General features: G+C 62.4%; 22 protein-coding genes. 8 read left to right on the top strand and 14 right to left on the bottom strand.

Going from position 1 to position 16403, the window contains the following annotated elements; translation table 11 throughout:
- Positions 1-27 precede the first annotated feature (27 nt).
- The 4 genes from NIBR502773_RS03445 to cysG are packed head-to-tail and all read left to right on the top strand — an operon-like array spanning position 28 to position 4416.
- Positions 28-1350: a replication-associated recombination protein A gene (locus NIBR502773_RS03445; protein ID WP_141155372.1), complete on the top strand. Its 1323-nt coding sequence runs from the start codon at positions 28-30 to the stop codon at positions 1348-1350.
- Entirely contained in the window at positions 1350-1724 is a 375-nt protein-coding gene (gene crcB, locus NIBR502773_RS03440) for a fluoride efflux transporter CrcB (RefSeq protein ID WP_065948349.1), read from the top strand. The genes NIBR502773_RS03445 and crcB overlap by 1 nt, the downstream gene beginning before the upstream one ends.
- A 16-nt stretch (positions 1725-1740) precedes the next feature.
- A complete protein-coding gene (gene serS / locus NIBR502773_RS03435; RefSeq protein WP_115488819.1) occupies positions 1741-3021 on the top strand; it encodes a serine--tRNA ligase in 1281 nt (426 codons plus the stop codon).
- Positions 3022-4416, top strand: a complete 1395-nt coding sequence (cysG, locus tag NIBR502773_RS03430; protein ID WP_074847172.1) for a siroheme synthase CysG — start codon at positions 3022-3024, stop codon at positions 4414-4416. It abuts the gene before it with no gap.
- Positions 4417-4466: 50 nt separating this feature from the next.
- Here the strand turns inward: cysG and NIBR502773_RS03425 are convergent, their stop codons facing one another.
- The 6 genes from NIBR502773_RS03425 to tusD all read right to left on the bottom strand — a co-directional run bounded on the left by NIBR502773_RS03425 (position 4467) and on the right by tusD (position 7903).
- Positions 4467-5462, bottom strand: coding sequence for a glutathione S-transferase family protein (locus tag NIBR502773_RS03425; RefSeq protein ID WP_141155371.1), 996 nt, complete (start codon positions 5460-5462; stop codon positions 4467-4469).
- An 88-nt stretch (positions 5463-5550) separates the two neighbouring features.
- Positions 5551-6552 (bottom strand): glycosyl transferase family protein, encoded by a 1002-nt coding sequence (locus NIBR502773_RS03420; protein WP_141155370.1) that lies wholly within the window; start codon positions 6550-6552, stop codon positions 5551-5553.
- Positions 6549-6884 carry a TusE/DsrC/DsvC family sulfur relay protein gene (locus tag NIBR502773_RS03415; RefSeq protein ID WP_115488822.1) on the bottom strand — a complete coding sequence of 112 codons (336 nt, stop codon included), beginning with the start codon at positions 6882-6884 and terminating at the stop codon, positions 6549-6551. Before NIBR502773_RS03415 ends, NIBR502773_RS03420 begins: the two co-directional genes overlap by 4 nt.
- Positions 6881-7159: a sulfurtransferase complex subunit TusB gene (gene tusB / locus NIBR502773_RS03410; RefSeq protein ID WP_141155369.1), complete on the bottom strand. Its 279-nt coding sequence runs from the start codon at positions 7157-7159 to the stop codon at positions 6881-6883. Before tusB ends, NIBR502773_RS03415 begins: the two co-directional genes overlap by 4 nt.
- Positions 7159-7509 carry a sulfurtransferase complex subunit TusC gene (tusC, locus tag NIBR502773_RS03405; RefSeq protein WP_027606352.1) on the bottom strand — a complete coding sequence of 117 codons (351 nt, stop codon included), beginning with the start codon at positions 7507-7509 and terminating at the stop codon, positions 7159-7161. Before tusC ends, tusB begins: the two co-directional genes overlap by 1 nt.
- A 1-nt stretch (position 7510) precedes the next feature.
- A complete protein-coding gene (tusD, locus tag NIBR502773_RS03400; protein WP_141155368.1) occupies positions 7511-7903 on the bottom strand; it encodes a sulfurtransferase complex subunit TusD in 393 nt (130 codons plus the stop codon).
- A 157-nt stretch (positions 7904-8060) separates the two neighbouring features.
- Between tusD and NIBR502773_RS03395 the strand changes: the two genes are divergently transcribed.
- Complete coding sequence (locus NIBR502773_RS03395) at positions 8061-9236, top strand: CaiB/BaiF CoA-transferase family protein (protein WP_115488824.1); 1176 nt, start codon at positions 8061-8063, stop codon at positions 9234-9236.
- Positions 9237-9332: 96 nt separating this feature from the next.
- Here the strand turns inward: NIBR502773_RS03395 and NIBR502773_RS03390 are convergent, their stop codons facing one another.
- Both NIBR502773_RS03390 and NIBR502773_RS03385 read right to left on the bottom strand, forming a co-directional pair.
- Positions 9333-9827: a SprT family zinc-dependent metalloprotease gene (locus NIBR502773_RS03390; protein ID WP_027606355.1), complete on the bottom strand. Its 495-nt coding sequence runs from the start codon at positions 9825-9827 to the stop codon at positions 9333-9335.
- A 129-nt stretch (positions 9828-9956) separates the two neighbouring features.
- Positions 9957-10559, bottom strand: a complete 603-nt coding sequence (locus NIBR502773_RS03385) for a Yip1 family protein (RefSeq protein ID WP_027606356.1) — start codon at positions 10557-10559, stop codon at positions 9957-9959.
- Positions 10560-10823: 264 nt separating this feature from the next.
- Between NIBR502773_RS03385 and ttcA the strand changes: the two genes are divergently transcribed.
- Positions 10824-11648 (top strand): tRNA 2-thiocytidine(32) synthetase TtcA, encoded by an 825-nt coding sequence (gene ttcA / locus NIBR502773_RS03380; protein WP_115488825.1) that lies wholly within the window; start codon positions 10824-10826, stop codon positions 11646-11648.
- Between the two features lie 80 nt (positions 11649-11728).
- Positions 11729-12400: a DNA-3-methyladenine glycosylase I gene (locus NIBR502773_RS03375; protein WP_027606358.1), complete on the top strand. Its 672-nt coding sequence runs from the start codon at positions 11729-11731 to the stop codon at positions 12398-12400.
- Positions 12401-12407: 7 nt separating this feature from the next.
- On the opposite strand, the gene NIBR502773_RS03370 is transcribed toward NIBR502773_RS03375, so the two are convergent.
- Genes NIBR502773_RS03370 through arsC form a run of 3 tightly spaced genes read right to left on the bottom strand, consistent with a single transcriptional unit; the run spans position 12408 to position 13763 of the window.
- The gene (locus tag NIBR502773_RS03370) at positions 12408-12815 is read right to left on the bottom strand and encodes a DUF2069 domain-containing protein (RefSeq protein WP_065940056.1); all 408 of its coding nucleotides are present in this window, start codon (positions 12813-12815) and stop codon (positions 12408-12410) included.
- Positions 12799-13413, bottom strand: coding sequence for an NAD(P)H:quinone oxidoreductase (wrbA, locus tag NIBR502773_RS03365; protein ID WP_027606360.1), 615 nt, complete (start codon positions 13411-13413; stop codon positions 12799-12801). The genes NIBR502773_RS03370 and wrbA overlap by 17 nt, the downstream gene beginning before the upstream one ends.
- Positions 13410-13763: an arsenate reductase (glutaredoxin) gene (gene arsC, locus NIBR502773_RS03360; protein WP_141155367.1), complete on the bottom strand. Its 354-nt coding sequence runs from the start codon at positions 13761-13763 to the stop codon at positions 13410-13412. Before arsC ends, wrbA begins: the two co-directional genes overlap by 4 nt.
- Positions 13764-13878: 115 nt before the next feature.
- Between arsC and NIBR502773_RS03355 the strand changes: the two genes are divergently transcribed.
- On the top strand, positions 13879-14340 hold the full coding sequence (locus NIBR502773_RS03355) for a TlpA disulfide reductase family protein (protein WP_032889653.1): 462 nt from the start codon (positions 13879-13881) through the stop codon (positions 14338-14340).
- Positions 14341-14480: 140 nt separating this feature from the next.
- Here NIBR502773_RS03355 and NIBR502773_RS03350 read toward each other — a convergent pair whose 3' ends face one another.
- From NIBR502773_RS03350 to NIBR502773_RS03340, 3 genes are all read right to left on the bottom strand, one after another.
- Complete coding sequence (locus tag NIBR502773_RS03350; RefSeq protein WP_141155366.1) at positions 14481-14885, bottom strand: META domain-containing protein; 405 nt, start codon at positions 14883-14885, stop codon at positions 14481-14483.
- On the bottom strand, positions 14882-15322 hold the full coding sequence (locus NIBR502773_RS03345) for a hypothetical protein (RefSeq protein ID WP_027607327.1): 441 nt from the start codon (positions 15320-15322) through the stop codon (positions 14882-14884). Before NIBR502773_RS03345 ends, NIBR502773_RS03350 begins: the two co-directional genes overlap by 4 nt.
- Before the next feature lie 71 nt (positions 15323-15393).
- Positions 15394-16383 (bottom strand): 2-hydroxyacid dehydrogenase, encoded by a 990-nt coding sequence (locus tag NIBR502773_RS03340; RefSeq protein WP_141155365.1) that lies wholly within the window; start codon positions 16381-16383, stop codon positions 15394-15396.
- Positions 16384-16403: the final 20 nt, after the last annotated feature.

The following is a 16403-nucleotide window of genomic DNA, read 5'->3' as shown; positions in this document are numbered from 1 at the left end:
ACTGCCCAGAGGTTTCAAACGCTGCCCATGGATCTGTTTCGAAGTGACCCGATTGCCCAGCCTTTGGCCGCGCGCCTGCGCTCGACCAACCTGGATGAGTACGTCGGTCAGGAACACCTGCTCGCTCGTGGCAAGCCTTTGCGCGAAGCCCTGGAGCAGGGTGCGCTGCACTCGATGATTTTCTGGGGGCCGCCGGGCGTGGGTAAGACCACCCTGGCGCGGCTGCTGGCAAAAGTCTCGGATGCTCACTTCGAAACGGTCTCGGCCGTTCTGGCCGGGGTCAAGGAGATCCGCCAGGCCGTCGAGGTGGCCAAGCAGCAGGCCGGGCAGTACGGCAAGCGCACCATCCTGTTTGTCGACGAAGTGCATCGCTTCAACAAGTCTCAGCAGGATGCGTTTTTGCCCTACGTCGAGGATGGCACGCTGATTTTTATCGGTGCCACCACCGAAAACCCTTCGTTTGAATTGAACAATGCGTTGCTCTCGCGGGCGCGGGTCTATGTGCTCAAGAGCCTCGACGAAGGCGCGATGCAAAAGCTGTTGCACCGTGCCCTGAGCGAAGACAAGGGCTTGGGCAAGCGTCAGCTGAGCCTCAGCGATGAAGGCTTCAAGATCCTGCTAAGCGCCGCCGATGGTGATGGCCGGCGCTTTCTCAACCTGCTGGAGAACGCCTCCGACCTGGCCGAAGACGGCAGCGAGATTGGCGTCGACCTGCTGCAAAGCCTGCTCGGCGATACGCGTCGGCGTTTCGACAAGGGCGGCGAAGCCTTCTACGACCAGATTTCGGCGCTGCACAAGTCCGTGCGTGGCTCCAATCCGGACGGCGCGCTGTATTGGTTTGCGCGCATGATCGATGGCGGCTGCGACCCGCTGTACCTGGCGCGCCGCGTGGTGCGCATGGCCAGTGAAGACATCGGTAACGCCGACCCGCGCGCCTTGAGCCTGTGCCTGGCCGCCTGGGAAGTGCAGGAGCGCCTCGGCAGCCCGGAAGGCGAGCTGGCGGTGGCCCAGGCCATCACGTACCTGGCCTGCGCGCCGAAAAGCAACGCGGTGTACATGGGCTTTAAGTCCGCCCTGCGTGCGGCCGCCGAACACGGCTCCCTCGAAGTGCCGCTGCACCTGCGCAATGCGCCGACCAAGTTGATGAAACAACTGGGCTACGGTGATGAATACCGCTATGCCCATGATGAGCCGGACGCCTATGCCGCCGGCGAAGACTATTTCCCCGATGAGCTTGAGCCGCAGCCGTTCTACCAGCCGGTGCCCCGCGGCCTGGAGCTGAAGATCGGTGAAAAGCTCAATCACCTTGCCCAGCTCGACCGCCTCAGCCCCAAACAGCGGAGAAAGTAGTGTTCAAGACGATTCTTGCCGTGTCCGCAGCCGGCATCGCTGGTACATTATTGCGTTTCGCCACCGGTACGTGGGTGAGCGCCCATTGGCCGAAGCATTTTTATGCGGCGACCCTGGCGGTCAACTTGGTGGGTTGCCTGATCATCGGGTTGTTGTACGGCTGGTTCCTGTTGCGCCCGGAAGTACCGATTGAAATTCGCGCCGGCTTGATTGTCGGCTTTGTAGGCGGTCTGACGACCTTTTCATCCTTTTCACTGGATACGCTGCGCCTGCTGGAAAGCGGGCAGGCCCTGGTCGCCTTCGGGTACCTGGGCATCAGCGTGTTCGGCGGGCTGCTCGCCACCTGGGCCGGCCTGTCCTTGACCAAACTTTGATAAACGAGAGACCGACATGCTCGATTCCAAACTGTTACGTAGCAACCTTCAGGACGTAGCGGACCGCCTGGCATCCCGTGGCTTTGCCTTGGATGTTGCGCGCATCGAAGCGCTGGAAGAACAGCGCAAGACCGTCCAGACCCGCACCGAAGCACTGCAGGCTGAGCGGAATGCGCGTTCCAAATCCATCGGTCAGGCCAAGCAACGTGGCGAAGACATCGCGCCGTTGATGGCGGACGTCGAGCGCATGGGCACCGAGCTGTCCGACGGCAAGATCGAGCTGGAAGGCATTCAGTCCGAGCTGGATTCGATCCTGCTGGGCATCCCCAACCTGCCGCACGAGTCCGTGCCGATTGGCGACGACGAAGACGGCAACGTCGAAGTGCGCCGCTGGGGCACGCCAACGGCCTTTGATTTCGAGATCAAGGACCACGTCGCCCTGGGCGAATTGACCGGTGGCCTGGATTTCGAAACCGCCGCCAAAATGTCCGGTGCGCGCTTTGCCTTGCTGCGCGGCCCGATCGCACGCATGCACCGTGCCCTGGCGCAGTTCATGATCAACCTGCACACCGGCGAGCACGGTTACGAAGAGGCTTACACTCCGTACCTGGTGCAGGCGCCGGCGCTGATGGGCACCAGCCAGCTGCCGAAGTTCGAGGAAGACCTGTTCAAGATCAGCCGCGATGGCGAAGCCGATCTGTACCTGATCCCGACCGCCGAAGTGTCGCTGACCAATATCGTTGCGGGCGAGATCCTCGATGCCAAGCAACTGCCGCTCAAGTTCGTTGCCCACAGCCCGTGCTTCCGCAGTGAAGCCGGTGCGTCGGGGCGTGACACCCGCGGCATGATCCGCCAGCACCAGTTCGACAAGGTCGAGATGGTGCAAGTGGTCGAGCCGTCGACCTCCATGGACGCCCTGGAAGGCCTGACCGCCAACGCCGAACGCGTCCTGCAGCTGCTGGAGCTGCCGTACCGCGTCCTGGCGCTGTGCACCGGCGACATGGGCTTCAGCGCCGTGAAGACCTACGACCTCGAAGTGTGGGTACCCAGCCAGGACAAATACCGCGAGATTTCATCGTGCTCCAACTGCGGTGATTTCCAGGCCCGGCGCATGCAGGCGCGTTTCCGTAACCCGGAAACCGGCAAGCCGGAGCTGGTGCACACCCTCAACGGTTCGGGCCTGGCTGTAGGTCGTACCCTGGTGGCCGTGCTGGAAAACTACCAGCAGGCTGACGGTTCGATCCGCGTACCTGAAGTGCTCAAGCCATACATGGCGGGCGTCGAGGTCATCCGCTAAATGGAATTCCTGCCGCTGTTTCATAACCTGCGCGGCAGTCGTGTGCTGGTCGTCGGTGGGGGGGAGATTGCCTTGCGCAAATCCCGCCTGCTGGCTGACGCCGGCGCCGTGCTGCGGGTGGTTGCTCCCCAGATCGAAGACCAGTTGCGCGAGTTGGTGCAGGGCAGTGGCGGGGAAATGATTCTGCGCGGTTATCAGGAGGCCGACCTGGAAGGCTGCACCCTGATCATCGCGGCGACCGACGACGAGCCACTGAACGCGCAAGTGTCCAGTGACGCCAAGCGTCGTTGCGTACCGGTCAATGTGGTGGACGCGCCGGCCTTGTGCAGCGTGATCTTCCCGGCGATTGTCGACCGTTCGCCCTTGGTGATCGCGGTGTCCAGCGGCGGCGATGCGCCGGTGCTGGCGCGCTTGATCCGGGCCAAGCTGGAAACCTGGATTCCGTCCACCTACGGCCAGTTGGCCGGGCTGGCGGCGCGCTTTCGTGCCCAGGTCAAAGGCTTGTACCCGGATGTGCAGCAGCGTCGGGCGTTCTGGGAAGAAGTGTTCCAAGGGCCGATTGCCGACCGTCAGTTGGCCGGGCAGGGCGATGAGGCTGAGCGTCTGTTGATCGAAAAGGTCAACGGCGCACCGCCTTATGCGCCGGGCGAGGTGTACCTGGTCGGTGCCGGCCCGGGCGACCCGGACCTGCTGACCTTCCGTGCCCTGCGCCTGATGCAGCAAGCCGACGTGGTGCTGTACGACCGTTTGGTGGCGCCGGCGATTCTGGAGCTGTGCCGTCGTGATGCCGAGCGCATCTACGTCGGCAAGCGCCGCGCCGACCACGCCGTGCCGCAAGACCAGATCAACCAGCAACTGGTGGACTTGGCCAGGCAAGGCAAGCGTGTGCTGCGCCTCAAGGGGGGCGATCCGTTCATCTTTGGTCGTGGCGGTGAAGAAATCGAGGAACTGGCGGCTCATGGCATCCCGTTCCAGGTGGTGCCGGGGATCACCGCAGCCAGTGGTTGCGCGGCGTACGCCGGGATTCCGCTGACCCATCGCGACTACGCACAGTCGGTACGCTTTATCACCGGGCACTTGAAGAACGGGACGTCGGACCTGCCCTGGAGTGACCTGGTAGGGCCGTCGCAGACCCTGGTGTTCTACATGGGCTTGATTGGCTTGCCGATCATCTGTGAGCAACTGATCAAGCATGGGCGTGCCGCGGATACCCCGGCGGCGTTGATCCAACAGGGCACCACGTCCAACCAGCGCGTGTTTACCGGCACCCTGGCAGACTTGCCGCGCATGGTGGCGGAGCATGAAGTGCATGCGCCGACACTGGTGATTGTCGGTGAGGTGGTGGTGCTGCGCGAGAAGCTGAAGTGGTTTGAAGGCGCCCAGTCTCAGGTTTGACAACACTCTTGCGACAAGCCCGTTCACCAAGACGGGCTTGCCAGCCGTACTCAGCTCAAGACACCCTGACCTGTCAGCCGCGCTCGATCATGCCCGGTATCAAACGCCTGCAACGGCCCCTTCGGCACAATCGCCGTCGGGTTGATCGTGCGGTGGCTACCATAGTAATGCCCCTTGATGTGCTCGAAATCCACCGTCTCGGCCACGCCTGGCCACTGATACATCTCCCTCAGCCAATTCGACAGGTTCGAATAATCGGCAATCCGCCGCAGATTGCATTTGAAGTGGCTGTAATACACCGCATCAAAACGAATCAGCGTGGTGAACAAGCGCACATCCGCTTCGGTCAGGTATTCGCCGGCCAGGTAGCGGTGGTCCCCCAGATGCTGCTCCAGGTGATCCAGTTCGGCAAATACATCGTCAAACGCGCTTTCATACGCGCGTTGTGAGGTGGCAAAGCCTGCGCGATACACGCCATTATTCACGGCCGGGTAGATCTGCTCGTTGAGCCCATCGATGGTCGCCCGCAGCGGCTCGGGGTAGAAGTCCAGGGTGTTGCCGGTCAGGCCGTTGAACGCGCTGTTGAACATGCGGATGATCTCCGCCGATTCATTGCTGACGATGCGGTTGAGCTGCTTGTCCCACAGCACCGGCACGGTGACGCGGCCGGTGTAGTCGGCGGTGTCGGCGGTATAGCGCTGGTGCATGAATTCGAAACCATCGAGCTTATCGCCGGTGGAGCCGTGGGCCTTGTCGAAGGTCCAGCCGTTTTCCAGCATCAGCCAGCTGACCACGGACACGTCGATCACGCTTTCCAGGCCCTTGAGCTTGCGCAGGATCAGGGTGCGGTGGGCCCAGGGGCAGGCCAGGGACACATAGAGGTGATAACGACCGGCCTCGGCCTTGAAGCCGCCTTCGCCGCTGGGCCCCGGCTGGCCATCGGCGGTCACCCAGTGGCGGCGCTGGGCCTGTTCGCGCTGGAAAGCGCCATCTGCGCTACTTTCGTACCACTGGTCTTTCCAGTGTCCTTCGATCAGCAAACCCATGACTGGCTCCTTGGCTAATAAGCGTTGGAGCCCAGTCTAAAGGGATGAGTTCGAACTAAAAGCGCAAAGACCGGGCGTGAATGATCGATTAAATCGATTTGTCCCGTGTATCCCAGTATTGCCGGGCCAATGCGAACGCCTGTTCCCGTGGGTGGCCGAGGCCGCGCAAGGCCAGGGCCATGGTGGCGATCAGCGCCAGTTGCGGGTAGCTGTCTTCTACGTCGCCGCGCCACACGGCCTTCAAGTGTTCAGGCTCCAGGGTTGCCGGCTTGACGTGGCGCTGGTCGGAGAGGGCAGGCCATTCTTCATCCCAGCTTTCGCCACCGGTGGTGCCATAGAGGTGGCTGATCGTGTCGGGGTTGATCTCGACTTCGCCGCCGTCGCCCTTGACCACGATCACATGATCGCCAAGCAGGCCGCTGGCATCGCGGTGCACGCCCTGGTAACCGGGGTGGAAAATGCTTTGCAGGCCGCAGCGCGCATTCAGCGGGTTGAGCAGGCGCGCCAGGGAGTGGATCGGCGAGCGCAGGCCCAGGGTGTTGCGCAGGTCGATCATGCGTTGCAGTTGCGGCGCCCAGTCGCCCAGCGGGATAAACGCCAGGTTGCCTTGTTCAAACGCCGTCCCGACCTGCTGCCAATTGCGGCACAGCGGGATGTGCAGGGTTTCGAGCAATTGTTCGGTGTACAGCCGGCCCGCCGTGTGTGCGCCGCCGCCGTGCATGAGGATGCGCACGCCATGTTGCGCCAGGCACTTGGCCGCCAGCAGGAACCACGGCAGGTGGCGCTTCTTGCCGGCGTAGGTCGGCCAGTCGACGTCCACATTCAGTGCGGGGGCGTCCAGGCGTTCACGCACGGCTTGGGTAAAACCGGCGAGTTCTTCCGGGCTTTCTTCCTTGTGGCGCAGCAGCATCAGGAAGGCGCCGAGCTGGGTGTCTTCGACTTTTTCGTCGAGCAGCATGCCCATGGCTTCGCGGGCTTCTTCGCGGGTGAGGTTGCGCGCGCCGCGCTTGCCTTTGCCCAGGATGCGCACGAACTGCGCAAACGGATGCTCGGCAGGGGTTTCAAGGGTCAGTGGGGCAAAGTCGGTCATAAGCAATTCGTCGGCCGGGGCAGGCCCGCCAGCTTGGCGGCGAGTTTGGCGGGAGTGCCGTTGAACAGTGTGTTGAGGTGCAGGCTGTTGCCCTTTTCAGGGCCGAGCTTCAAGGCGGTGTACTTGATCAGCGGGCGCGTGGCGGGGGACAGCTGGAATTCGGCATAGAACTGGCGCAGCAGCTCGAGGACCTGCCAATGGTCCGGGGTCAGCTCCAGGGCCTCGGCGGCAGCCAGGGCCTCGGCCACCTCAGGGGACCATTCGTTAAGGTCGACGAGGTAGCCGTCCTTGTCCAGCTCGAGGGTGCGCGCGCCTACGGTCAGGGTGTTCATAGCCAGGTGTTGACCTTGCTGTAGTCGAGCGACAGCTGCACGAAACCCGGGTAGTCCACGCTGTCGGCCCAGTCCGGCAGCGGCAGGTTGCGCGCCTGCATGTCTTCCGCCAGCACGAACACCTTCACGCCCTTGGTGCGCAGGGCCGGGTTGTGCAACCCGTAGGCGCCATCGCCGCAGAGCAGGATCGCATCCTCGGCGCCGCAGATACGCAGGCAACTGGCGAGACGGCTATCGGTAAAAGGAGAGTGAGATACCACATGTAAAATCGACATCAGAGGGTTATCACCTGGTCGTAACGGTCAATCAGCCTGGAGATCGCTTCGCTGTCCAGCGACTGGGCATTGGCCGGCTGCGTCAGCCCGCGCTCACCCAGGCTATGGCGGCAGGCGAATACCTCATCGATGCCGAACAGGCCCAAGGCCTGCAGGTTGGCGCTGAGGTCTTTTTGCTGCACGGCCTTGGCGTCCTGGTGCGGCGCCAGTTGGAACACGCCGTCATCCATGAACAGCACGCCGATCGGCAGATCAAACGCGCCCCCGGCCAGCACGATATCCAGCGCTTCGCGCGCGCTCGGCCCGGACCAGGGCGCCTGGCGGCTGATCACTAACAAGGATTTGGACATGTCACGGCCCTCCAAAACAGATCAGGCGGTCGGCGGCCTGGGTGGCGTCGTGCAATTGCCCCAGGCCTGACAATGTCCAGGGTGCATCCAGGTTGGCCGCGCTGCGTTGATAGCGCGTGGCTTCCTCGGCATTCAGCACGCCACGACGCAAGGCGGCAGCGATGCACACCACACCGTCGAGTTGATGCGCATTGACCAACTCGCGCCATTGGCGGGCGATGTCCTGCTCATCCTGGGGCGCAACGATGTTATTGGAGGCGCCGTAGACGCCGTCCTGATAGAAAAACAGCCGCACAATCTCATGCCCGCCGGCCAACGCCGCCTGTGCAAACAGCAGGGCGCGGCGCGAGGAGGGCGCATGGGCGGCGGAGAACACTGCAATCGCAAACTTCATGGAACACTCTGCAAGCAAACGTGGGGCAATGATAAAGCCGCCGCCACGAAAAAGCCCGCCATGATCAAAACGGTCACCCTCGATGATCGTTCTGACGATTGCCGGTAGGCGCCAGGCTGCCTAGTCTGTGGCAATCCGAAACCCAAATGGAGTCTCCATGTCAGGTCCCTTGGCGTCCCTCAAAGTGCTGGATTTTTCCACCTTGCTGCCCGGCCCGTTTGCTTCCTTGATGCTGGCGGACATGGGCGCCGAGGTACTACGCATCGAGTCCCCCACGCGCATGGACCTGCTGCGGGTGCTGCCGCCCCATGACCGGGGGACTTCGGCCAGTCATGCCTATCTCAACCGCAACAAACGCAGCCTGGCGCTGGATTTGAAGCAGGCCCAGGCGCTGGAGATCGTGCGCGAACTGGTCAAGGACTACGACATTGTCCTCGAACAATTCCGCCCCGGCGTGATGGAGCGCCTGGGTCTGGGGTACGAGGCGCTGAAGGCGATCAACCCGCGGCTGATTTATGTGTCGATCACCGGGTACGGCCAGACCGGCCCTTACAAGGACCGCGCCGGGCATGACATCAACTACCTGGCGCTGGCCGGGGTGGCCAGTTACACCGGACGCCGGGACAGCGGGCCACTGCCCTTGGGCGTGCAGTTGGCGGACGTGGGCGGCGGTTCGCTGCATGCGGTAGTGGGGCTGCTGGCGGCCGTTATCGCCCGTCAGCAAAGTGGGGTCGGGCAATACCTGGATGTGAGCATGACCGATTGCTCGTTCAGCCTGAATGCTATGGCCGGCGCGGGTTATCTGGCGTGTGGGGTGGAGCCTGAGCGAGAGGCCCATGTGCTCAATGGCGGCAGTTTCTATGACTATTACCGCTCGCGGGATGGGCGCTGGATGGCGGTGGGCAGCCTGGAACCGGCTTTCATGCAGCAATTGTGTGAAGCGTTGGGGCGCCCGGAGTTGGCCGCGCAGGGCTTGAAGCCTGAGCAGCAGCTGGCGCTTAAGCAGGCCTTGCAGGTGGAGTTCGAGAAGCGCAGTTTCGAGCAATTGTGCGAGCTGTTTGCCGGGGTGGATGCCTGCGTGGAGCCGGTGCTGACGCTCAGCGAAGCCGTGGCCCATCCGCAACTGAAGGCGCGGGCGCTGGTCAGCCAGGTGCCAAGGGGCGACGGCTCGAGCCAGGCGCAGATGGCCTGCCCGTTGAAGTTTTCGGAAGGGTTGCCAGCGCCCCGGCACATTGGCGTCGCCGTGGGCGCGCACAGTGATGAAGTGTTGGCGGAGCTGGGCTTGAGCCCGCAGCGCATCAGCGAGCTGCGCAGCTCCAAGGTGATTATGTAGCGGCTGGGCGGACGCTATCGGGAGCAAGCCCCCTCCCACAGGTTGATCGTATTCACAGGCCTGAATGTGGGAGGGGGCTTGCTCCCGATGAGGCCTTTATTCCACCCTGGTTTCGCCGGTAAACACCAACGTCTGCCGACATCGCCTGCACAAATACCGCCGCCCCTGAGCCACCATGCCATGGCGCTGCGATGAAAACGGGAAGTCGCTGTCGGCACACGGGCACCGGTAGATATAACGGGTCACCTGGCGACGCTTCACGGCATAGGTATGGCAACGGTCGGGCGGCAGTTCGTAGACCCCACGCATGATTAGTTGCCATTCCTCTCCATGGGGCTGGATGCGCTCGCCAAACAATTGGTGGGCAATCAGGTGCGCCACCTCATGGGCCACGGTCTGTTTCAGGAAGTGTTGGCTGTTTTCTCGGTACAACTGTGGGTTGAAGCGCAGCAGGTTCTCGTGCAAATGCGCGACACCGGCCTTCTGGCCCCGCAGCTTGAGGCTGACCTGGGGGCGTTTGAAGCTTCGTTTGAAAAAGGATTCGGCTTGCAGGAAACAATCTTCGACGCGGGTATTGAGTTGCTCGGGCATGCTGTACATATCTCCAGAGACGTCCAGTATGCCGCAAAACCGAGTGTTTCCGAATCTGTCAGGCGCCGAATGGTCATCCATCACGTACAAAGCCACCTTGCGGTGGCCTTGCCTTTGCCATTGAACGGGTCAGTTCGTGTAGATCGGCCCCACGCCCAGGCCCCAGACAATCACGGTAAACGCCATGATCGCCACCAGCACCACCAGCCCTACGGCCAGTATCGAACTGGAAAACAGGAAGCCTTCATCCGGGTCGATGCTCATGAAGGTCGGTACGCCGACATACAGCAGGTACACCGTGTAGCAGATCGCCGCAGTGCCCACCACCATGCCCAGCCACATATGCGGGTAGAGCGCCGCCAGCCCGCCGATGAACAGAGGTGTCGCGGTATAGGTGGCAAACGCCACGCACCGCGCCATGCTGGGGTTGGCGTCGTAGGTGCGAGCCATCCAGTGGATGAACGCGCCCATGACCGCGACGCCGCCGAGCATGGCCGCGTAGGACATGAGAGTCATCCACAGCGCACTTTCCTGGGTCAGCATGACCGGGGAGCGGTTGCCGATGACCCAGCCGACCTGGGTGGTGCCGATAAAAGCCGATACGGCGGGGATCGCCGCGAGAATCAAGGTGTGAGTGAGGTACATGTGGCCGATGCTTTCTTCTTTATCGCCACGAATTTCCCGCCATTCCTGGTCGGGATGGGTAAACAGCCCCACGACGTGATGGATCATGCCAGTCACTCCTGTCGTTATTACCATCGCCCCCCATCGGAGCGCCCACGGGCCAAATGGCCACAAAGGTCTGGATATATGTGTGCGACCTCAAGTCGCAGTATAGGAAGGGATGACCGGAATAACCGTAAGGCCTTTAGAGCAAATTGCGCTGTAAACAGGGGGCATAATCGCGGCGGGGTCTTTTACTGTTAGCCCTTTAGCTGTTTTTTTTGCGTAAAATACCCGGCTTTTCGTCACACACCTCCAGCGGATCCAAGCGCCATGGGCACTCTTACGGTCAACCAGAACAAACTGCAAAAACGCCTGCGCCGCCTGGCCGGTGAGGCAGTCGCCGATTTCAACATGATCGAGGACGGCGACAAGGTCATGGTCTGCCTCTCCGGCGGCAAAGACAGCTACACCATGCTCGACGTGCTGCTGCACCTGCAAAAGGTCGCGCCGATCAAGTTCGAGATCGTTGCCGTCAACATGGACCAGAAACAACCGGGCTTCCCCGAGCACGTGCTGCCGGCCTACCTCAAGGCGCTGGGCGTCGAGTACCACATCGTTGAAAAAGACACCTATTCGGTGGTCAAGGAACTGATCCCTGAAGGCAAGACCACCTGCTCGCTATGCTCGCGCCTGCGCCGTGGCACGCTCTACACCTTTGCCGATGAGATCGGGGCGACCAAGATGGCCCTGGGTCATCACCGCGACGATATCGTCGAGACCTTCTTCCTCAATATGTTCTTCAACGGCTCGCTCAAGGCCATGCCGCCCAAGCTGCGTGCCGATGACGGGCGCAACGTGGTGATCCGCCCGCTGGCGTATTGCAACGAGAAGGACATCCAGGCCTACTCCGACTTCAAGCAATTCCCGATCATCCCGTGCAACCTGTGCGGCTCCCAGGAAAACCTGCAGCGCCAGGTGGTCAAGGACATGCTGGTGGATTGGGAGCGTAAGACCCCGGGGCGTACCGAAAGTATTTTCCGCAGCCTGCAGAACGTGCAGCCGTCGCAATTGGCCGACCGCAACCTGTTCGACTTCACCAGCCTGAAAATCGATGAGAGCGCCGCGCCGCGTTTCGTCAATGTTGTGAACCTCTGAGCTCATTCAGCGCTCTGACACACGGCGCTCGCGGGCGCCGTTTTCAATTCTATTGCCAGCATTCAACAGCAGGAGAGGGCATGCGCGATTACAAGTGGCTGCACGAATATTGTCTGAATCGCTTCGGTTCAGCGGCCGAGCTGGACGCCCACCTGCCGGTGCCCAAGACCCCGGCGCAGTTACGCAAGATCAGTGATGATCGCTACCTGTCGACCTTGGCGTTGCGCGTGTTTCGCGCCGGCTTGAAGCACAGCGTGGTGGATGCCAAGTGGCCGGCGTTCGAGCAGGTGTTCTTCGGCTTCGACCCGGAAAAAGTCGTGCTGATGGGGGCCGAGCACCTGGAGCGGCTGATGCAGGACACGCGCATCATCCGTCACCTGGGCAAGCTCAAGAGCGTGCCGCGCAATGCGCAGATGATCCTGGACATCGAGCAGGAAAAAGGCAGCTTCGGCGCATTTATCGCTGACTGGCCGGTGACCGATATCGTTGGGTTATGGAAATACCTGAGCAAGCACGGTCATCAGCTGGGCGGGCTGTCGGCCCCGCGCTTTTTGCGGATGGTGGGCAAGGATACTTTTGTGCCGAGCGATGACGTGGTCGCGGCATTGAATGCGCAGAAGATTGTCGACAAGGCACCCACCAGCCTGCGCGACCTGGCCACGGTGCAGGCTGCGTTCAACCAGTGGCATGCCGAGAGTGGGCGGCCGATGTGCCAGCTGTCGATGATGCTGGCCTATACGGTGAATCACTGACGGGGTTTTACGGTGTGGCCAACCGGCGGTTCAGCTGGTGCCGCCAGCGCACATACAGCAGCGCCGTGCAAAACACCGCCAGGCTGGCCAGCATCTCCAGCACCCCGAACCACTGCCGGTTCGGGTCATACGCCGCCAGCGCGCCCTTGATGAAATACAGGTTCACCGCAAAGCACATCCACGAATGCCCGCGCGCGCTGCCGATGATCATCCCCGGCGCCAGCACCAGCAGCGGCACCAGTTCGATCAGCAGGATCACCCACGGGCGTGCCCCGTGCAGGTCGGCGACGAACAGGTAGTACCCGCACAACAAACCCACCAGGGCGAAAAACGCCAGCAGGCTTAACGCGCGTGCCGCCTTGACCCGTGGCTCCAGCCACGCTTGCGGCGGTAGAACCTTAGGCTTCCTGGCCACGGCCGTTCTCCAGCAGCGTGGCGGTCTTGGCCAGGCGCAGGCCCAGGGCCCGGCACAGGGTGATTTCATGCGGGTCGAGCAGGCGCTTGCCATCCGGCCCGGCATGGTGGCTGGCGCCGTACGGTGTGCCGCCGCCCTGGGTGTCGAGCAGTGCCTGTTCGCTGTAGGGCAGGCCAGTGATCAGCATGCCGTGATGCAGCAGCGGCAACAGCATCGACATCAGCGTGGTTTCCTGGCCGCCATGCAGGCTGGCGGTGGAGGTGAACACCCCGGCCGGCTTGCCGACCAGCGCACCGGTGAGCCACAGGTTGCTGGTGCCATCGAGGAAGTACTTGAGCGGCGCGGCCATGTTGCCGAAGCGCGTCGGGCTGCCCAGGGCCAGGCCCGAGCAGTTTTTCAAGTCATCGAGGCTGGCGTACAGCGCGCCTTCGTCCGGGATGCTCGGCGCCACGGCTTCGCATTCGGTGGAGATCGCCGGTACGGTGCGCAGCCGCGCTTCCATGCCGCCTTGCTCGATGCCCCGGGCAATCTGCCGAGCCATTTCGCTCACCGAGCCATTGCGGCTGTAATACAACACCAGCACATACGGTGCAGTCACGGCAGGATCTCCAGCACGTTCTCTGGCGGACGGCCAATGATGGCTTTATCGGCGGTTTCCAGGATCGGGCGTTCCATCAGCTTGGGGTGTTCGGCGATCGCGGCGATCAACTGCGCTTCGCTGAGGCTGGCGTCGGCCAGGTTGAGGGCCTTGTATTCGTCTTCGCCGGTGCGCAGCAGTTGGCGGGCGCTGATGCCCAGCTTGCCCAGCAGTGTCTTCAATTGCGCGGCATTCAGCGGGGTTTCCAGGTAACGCACCACGGTGGGGGCGAGGCCTCGGGCTTCCAGCAGTTCGAGCGCACCGCGGGATTTCGAGCAGCGCGGGTTGTGATAAAGCGTCAGATCGGTCATGTGCGGGTCGCATCTTGCGTAAGGTGGCGGGTATTCTACCTGCGCGGCGTCCTGTCCTTAAACCGTAAGAGGCGATAGGTCGCAGCCAACGTTCATTTTTGCGAAGGATTACCCCATGACAAGGCGACTGATCGGTGCATTGGCGATCATCACAACCCTGCTGCTCAGCGGCTGCGGCAATGACTACGGCGTTGACCAGTACGGCCAGAAGGTCGCGGCCGAGCGCCTGGACAAGCAGTGGCTGGTGGTCAACTACTGGGCGGAATGGTGTGGCCCGTGCCGTACGGAAATCCCTGAGCTCAACGCCCTGGCGGAACAGTTGAAGGGGCAGGGCGTGGGGGTGTTCGGGGTCAACTTCGACAATGTGCAGGGTGCAGAGCTGAAGGAAGCCAGCGACAAACTGGGGATCAAGTTCACCGTGCTGGCACAGAACCCGGATGGGATCTTCGAGATTCCGCGCAGCGAAGCGTTGCCGGTGACCTATATCATTGATGACAAGGGCAAGGTGCGCGAGCAGTTGATGGGTGAGCAGACGGCGGAAGGGGTGTTGGCCAAGCTCAAGGCCTTGCGCGGCTAGAGTATTGTCCTCGATCAAATGTGGGAGGGGGCTTGCCCCCGATAGCAGTGTGTCAGTCAATACATTTGTGACTGTTACACCGTCATCGGGGGCAAGCCCCCTCCCACATTTAAATCTCACCAACCTGTAGATCGGTGGAGTCAGCCCTCTTCGAGCCACAGGCGAATCGGCTTGCCTTCGGCCGGCCAGAAGCGGGTCTGCTCGATCGGCGAGATGTCCCAGCGCTGTACGCCTTGCAGGGCCTGGAAGAAGCGCTGTTCCTGCTCCATCAGGGCCTCGGCGCAGAGCTTGCGGGTGCTGCCGAGCTTGCCGAAGCTGAGTTTGTCGCCCTCAAGGGTGTACGGCGCGAACCAGTGGTTGCAACCGCCGTTGCCGTAGGCACGCCCATCGGCGCCGAGGGTGACGGTCAGGTGTGCGTAATCCATCAACGGCCGCTCACCAATCCACTCCACCACGTAGCTGTGATCCTGCTTGAGCTTGGCCGCGTCACCGGCGCAGCCACTCAGGGCCGCACCGACGACGGCGAGCAGAAGCAGGCCTTTCATTGCCCGGCCTTCTGGCATTTCGGGCAACGGTGCTTGTCGCCTTCGCTGGCCCAGCCCAACTCGGCAATGCGCGCGTTGGCGGCCGGTTGCAGCGGCTCCTTGGTCAGCTTGGTTTCCACCGCGAATTCAAACTCCAGCACGGTGTCGCAGCTGTCGCAGTTGACCTTCCAGGTGTGAATCTCCAGCTCGCCGAACTTCGGCCCGCGGGCCATGGCGACCCACTGGCCGGCAGGGCGGATGGAGTAGCGCGCGTCACCTTCGACGGTAAGGCGCATGGACAAGGTTTTACTGCCGCGCAGAGTGACGATCAGCACGTCATCATGCTTGATCGAGCCACCGTTGCCGGTGACCTGGTAACGGCCCGGCACCAGGGCACGGCATTCGATCAGGGTGTGTTGCGGGCTCAGCAAGCTGAAGCGGAAATCGTGTTCGGCCATGGATCCTCCAAATAGGCGCGGCATCCTATCACGGGTGCCTGCTGATCATGAGCCTGGTATGTGACCGCTGATCATCCTTCGACGAGGTTCTGCGCCCGGCCATCGGCCCATGCCGCAATATTGGCCAAGGTGGTGCCGGCAATCGCCGCCAGGGCTTCGCGGGTGAGGAACGCCTGGTGTGCGGTGACGATCACGTTGGGGAAGGTCAGCAGGCGCGCGAGCACATCGTCCTGCAAGGGCAGGTCGGAGCGGTCCTCGAAAAACAGCTGGGCTTCCTCCTCGTACACATCCAGCCCCAGGTAGCCGAGCTGGCCGTCCTTGAGTGCTTCGATCAGCGCCGGCGTGTCGACCAGGCCACCGCGACCGGTGTTGATCAGCATGGCGCCGGGTTGCATCCGCGCCAGGGAGCGTGCATTGATCAGGTGCTTGCTGTCGGCGGTCAGCGGGCAGTGCAGGCTGATGATCTGGGCCTGGGCCAAGAGCTCCGGCAGGCTCACATAGTCAGCGCCGAGGGCCTGGACCTGGGGGTTGGGGAACGGGTCGTAGGCGAGCAGCCGGCAACCGAAGCCCGTCATGATCCTGGCGAACGTGGCGCCGATCTGGCCGGTGCCGACCACGCCGACGGTCTTGTCCACCAGGTCGAAACCGGTGAGGCCATGCAGGCTGAAATCGCCGTCGCGGGTGCGGTTGTAGGCGCGATGCAGGCGGCGGTTGAGGGCGAGAATCAGGGCCACCGCGTGTTCGGCGATCGCATGGGGCGAATAGGCCGGGACACGCACGATGGTCAGGCCCAGGCGTTTGGCGGCAGGCAGGTCCACATGGTTGTAGCCGGCCGAACGCAACGCGATCAACCGCGTGCCGCCCTTGGCCAGGTGTTCCAGCACCGGGGCGCTGAGGTCATCGTTGATAAAGGCGCAGACCACCTCGTGGTGCTCGGCCAGGGCAACGGTGTCGAGGTTGAGCCGGGCGGGTTGGAATTGCAGTTCCAGGCCGCGCGGCAAGGGTTCGCCGAGGAAACTGTCGCGGTCGTAGGTCTGGCTGCTGAAAAGAATCACGCGCATCAAAGGCTTCCTTTTTGATG

Source organism: Pseudomonas sp. NIBRBAC000502773 (assembly GCF_006517195.1).
In the GTDB taxonomy this organism is placed as follows: domain Bacteria; phylum Pseudomonadota; class Gammaproteobacteria; order Pseudomonadales; family Pseudomonadaceae; genus Aquipseudomonas; species Aquipseudomonas marginalis.
Note: the sequence above shows the minus strand (reverse complement) of the source record. Positions and strands in the feature narration are given on the sequence as shown.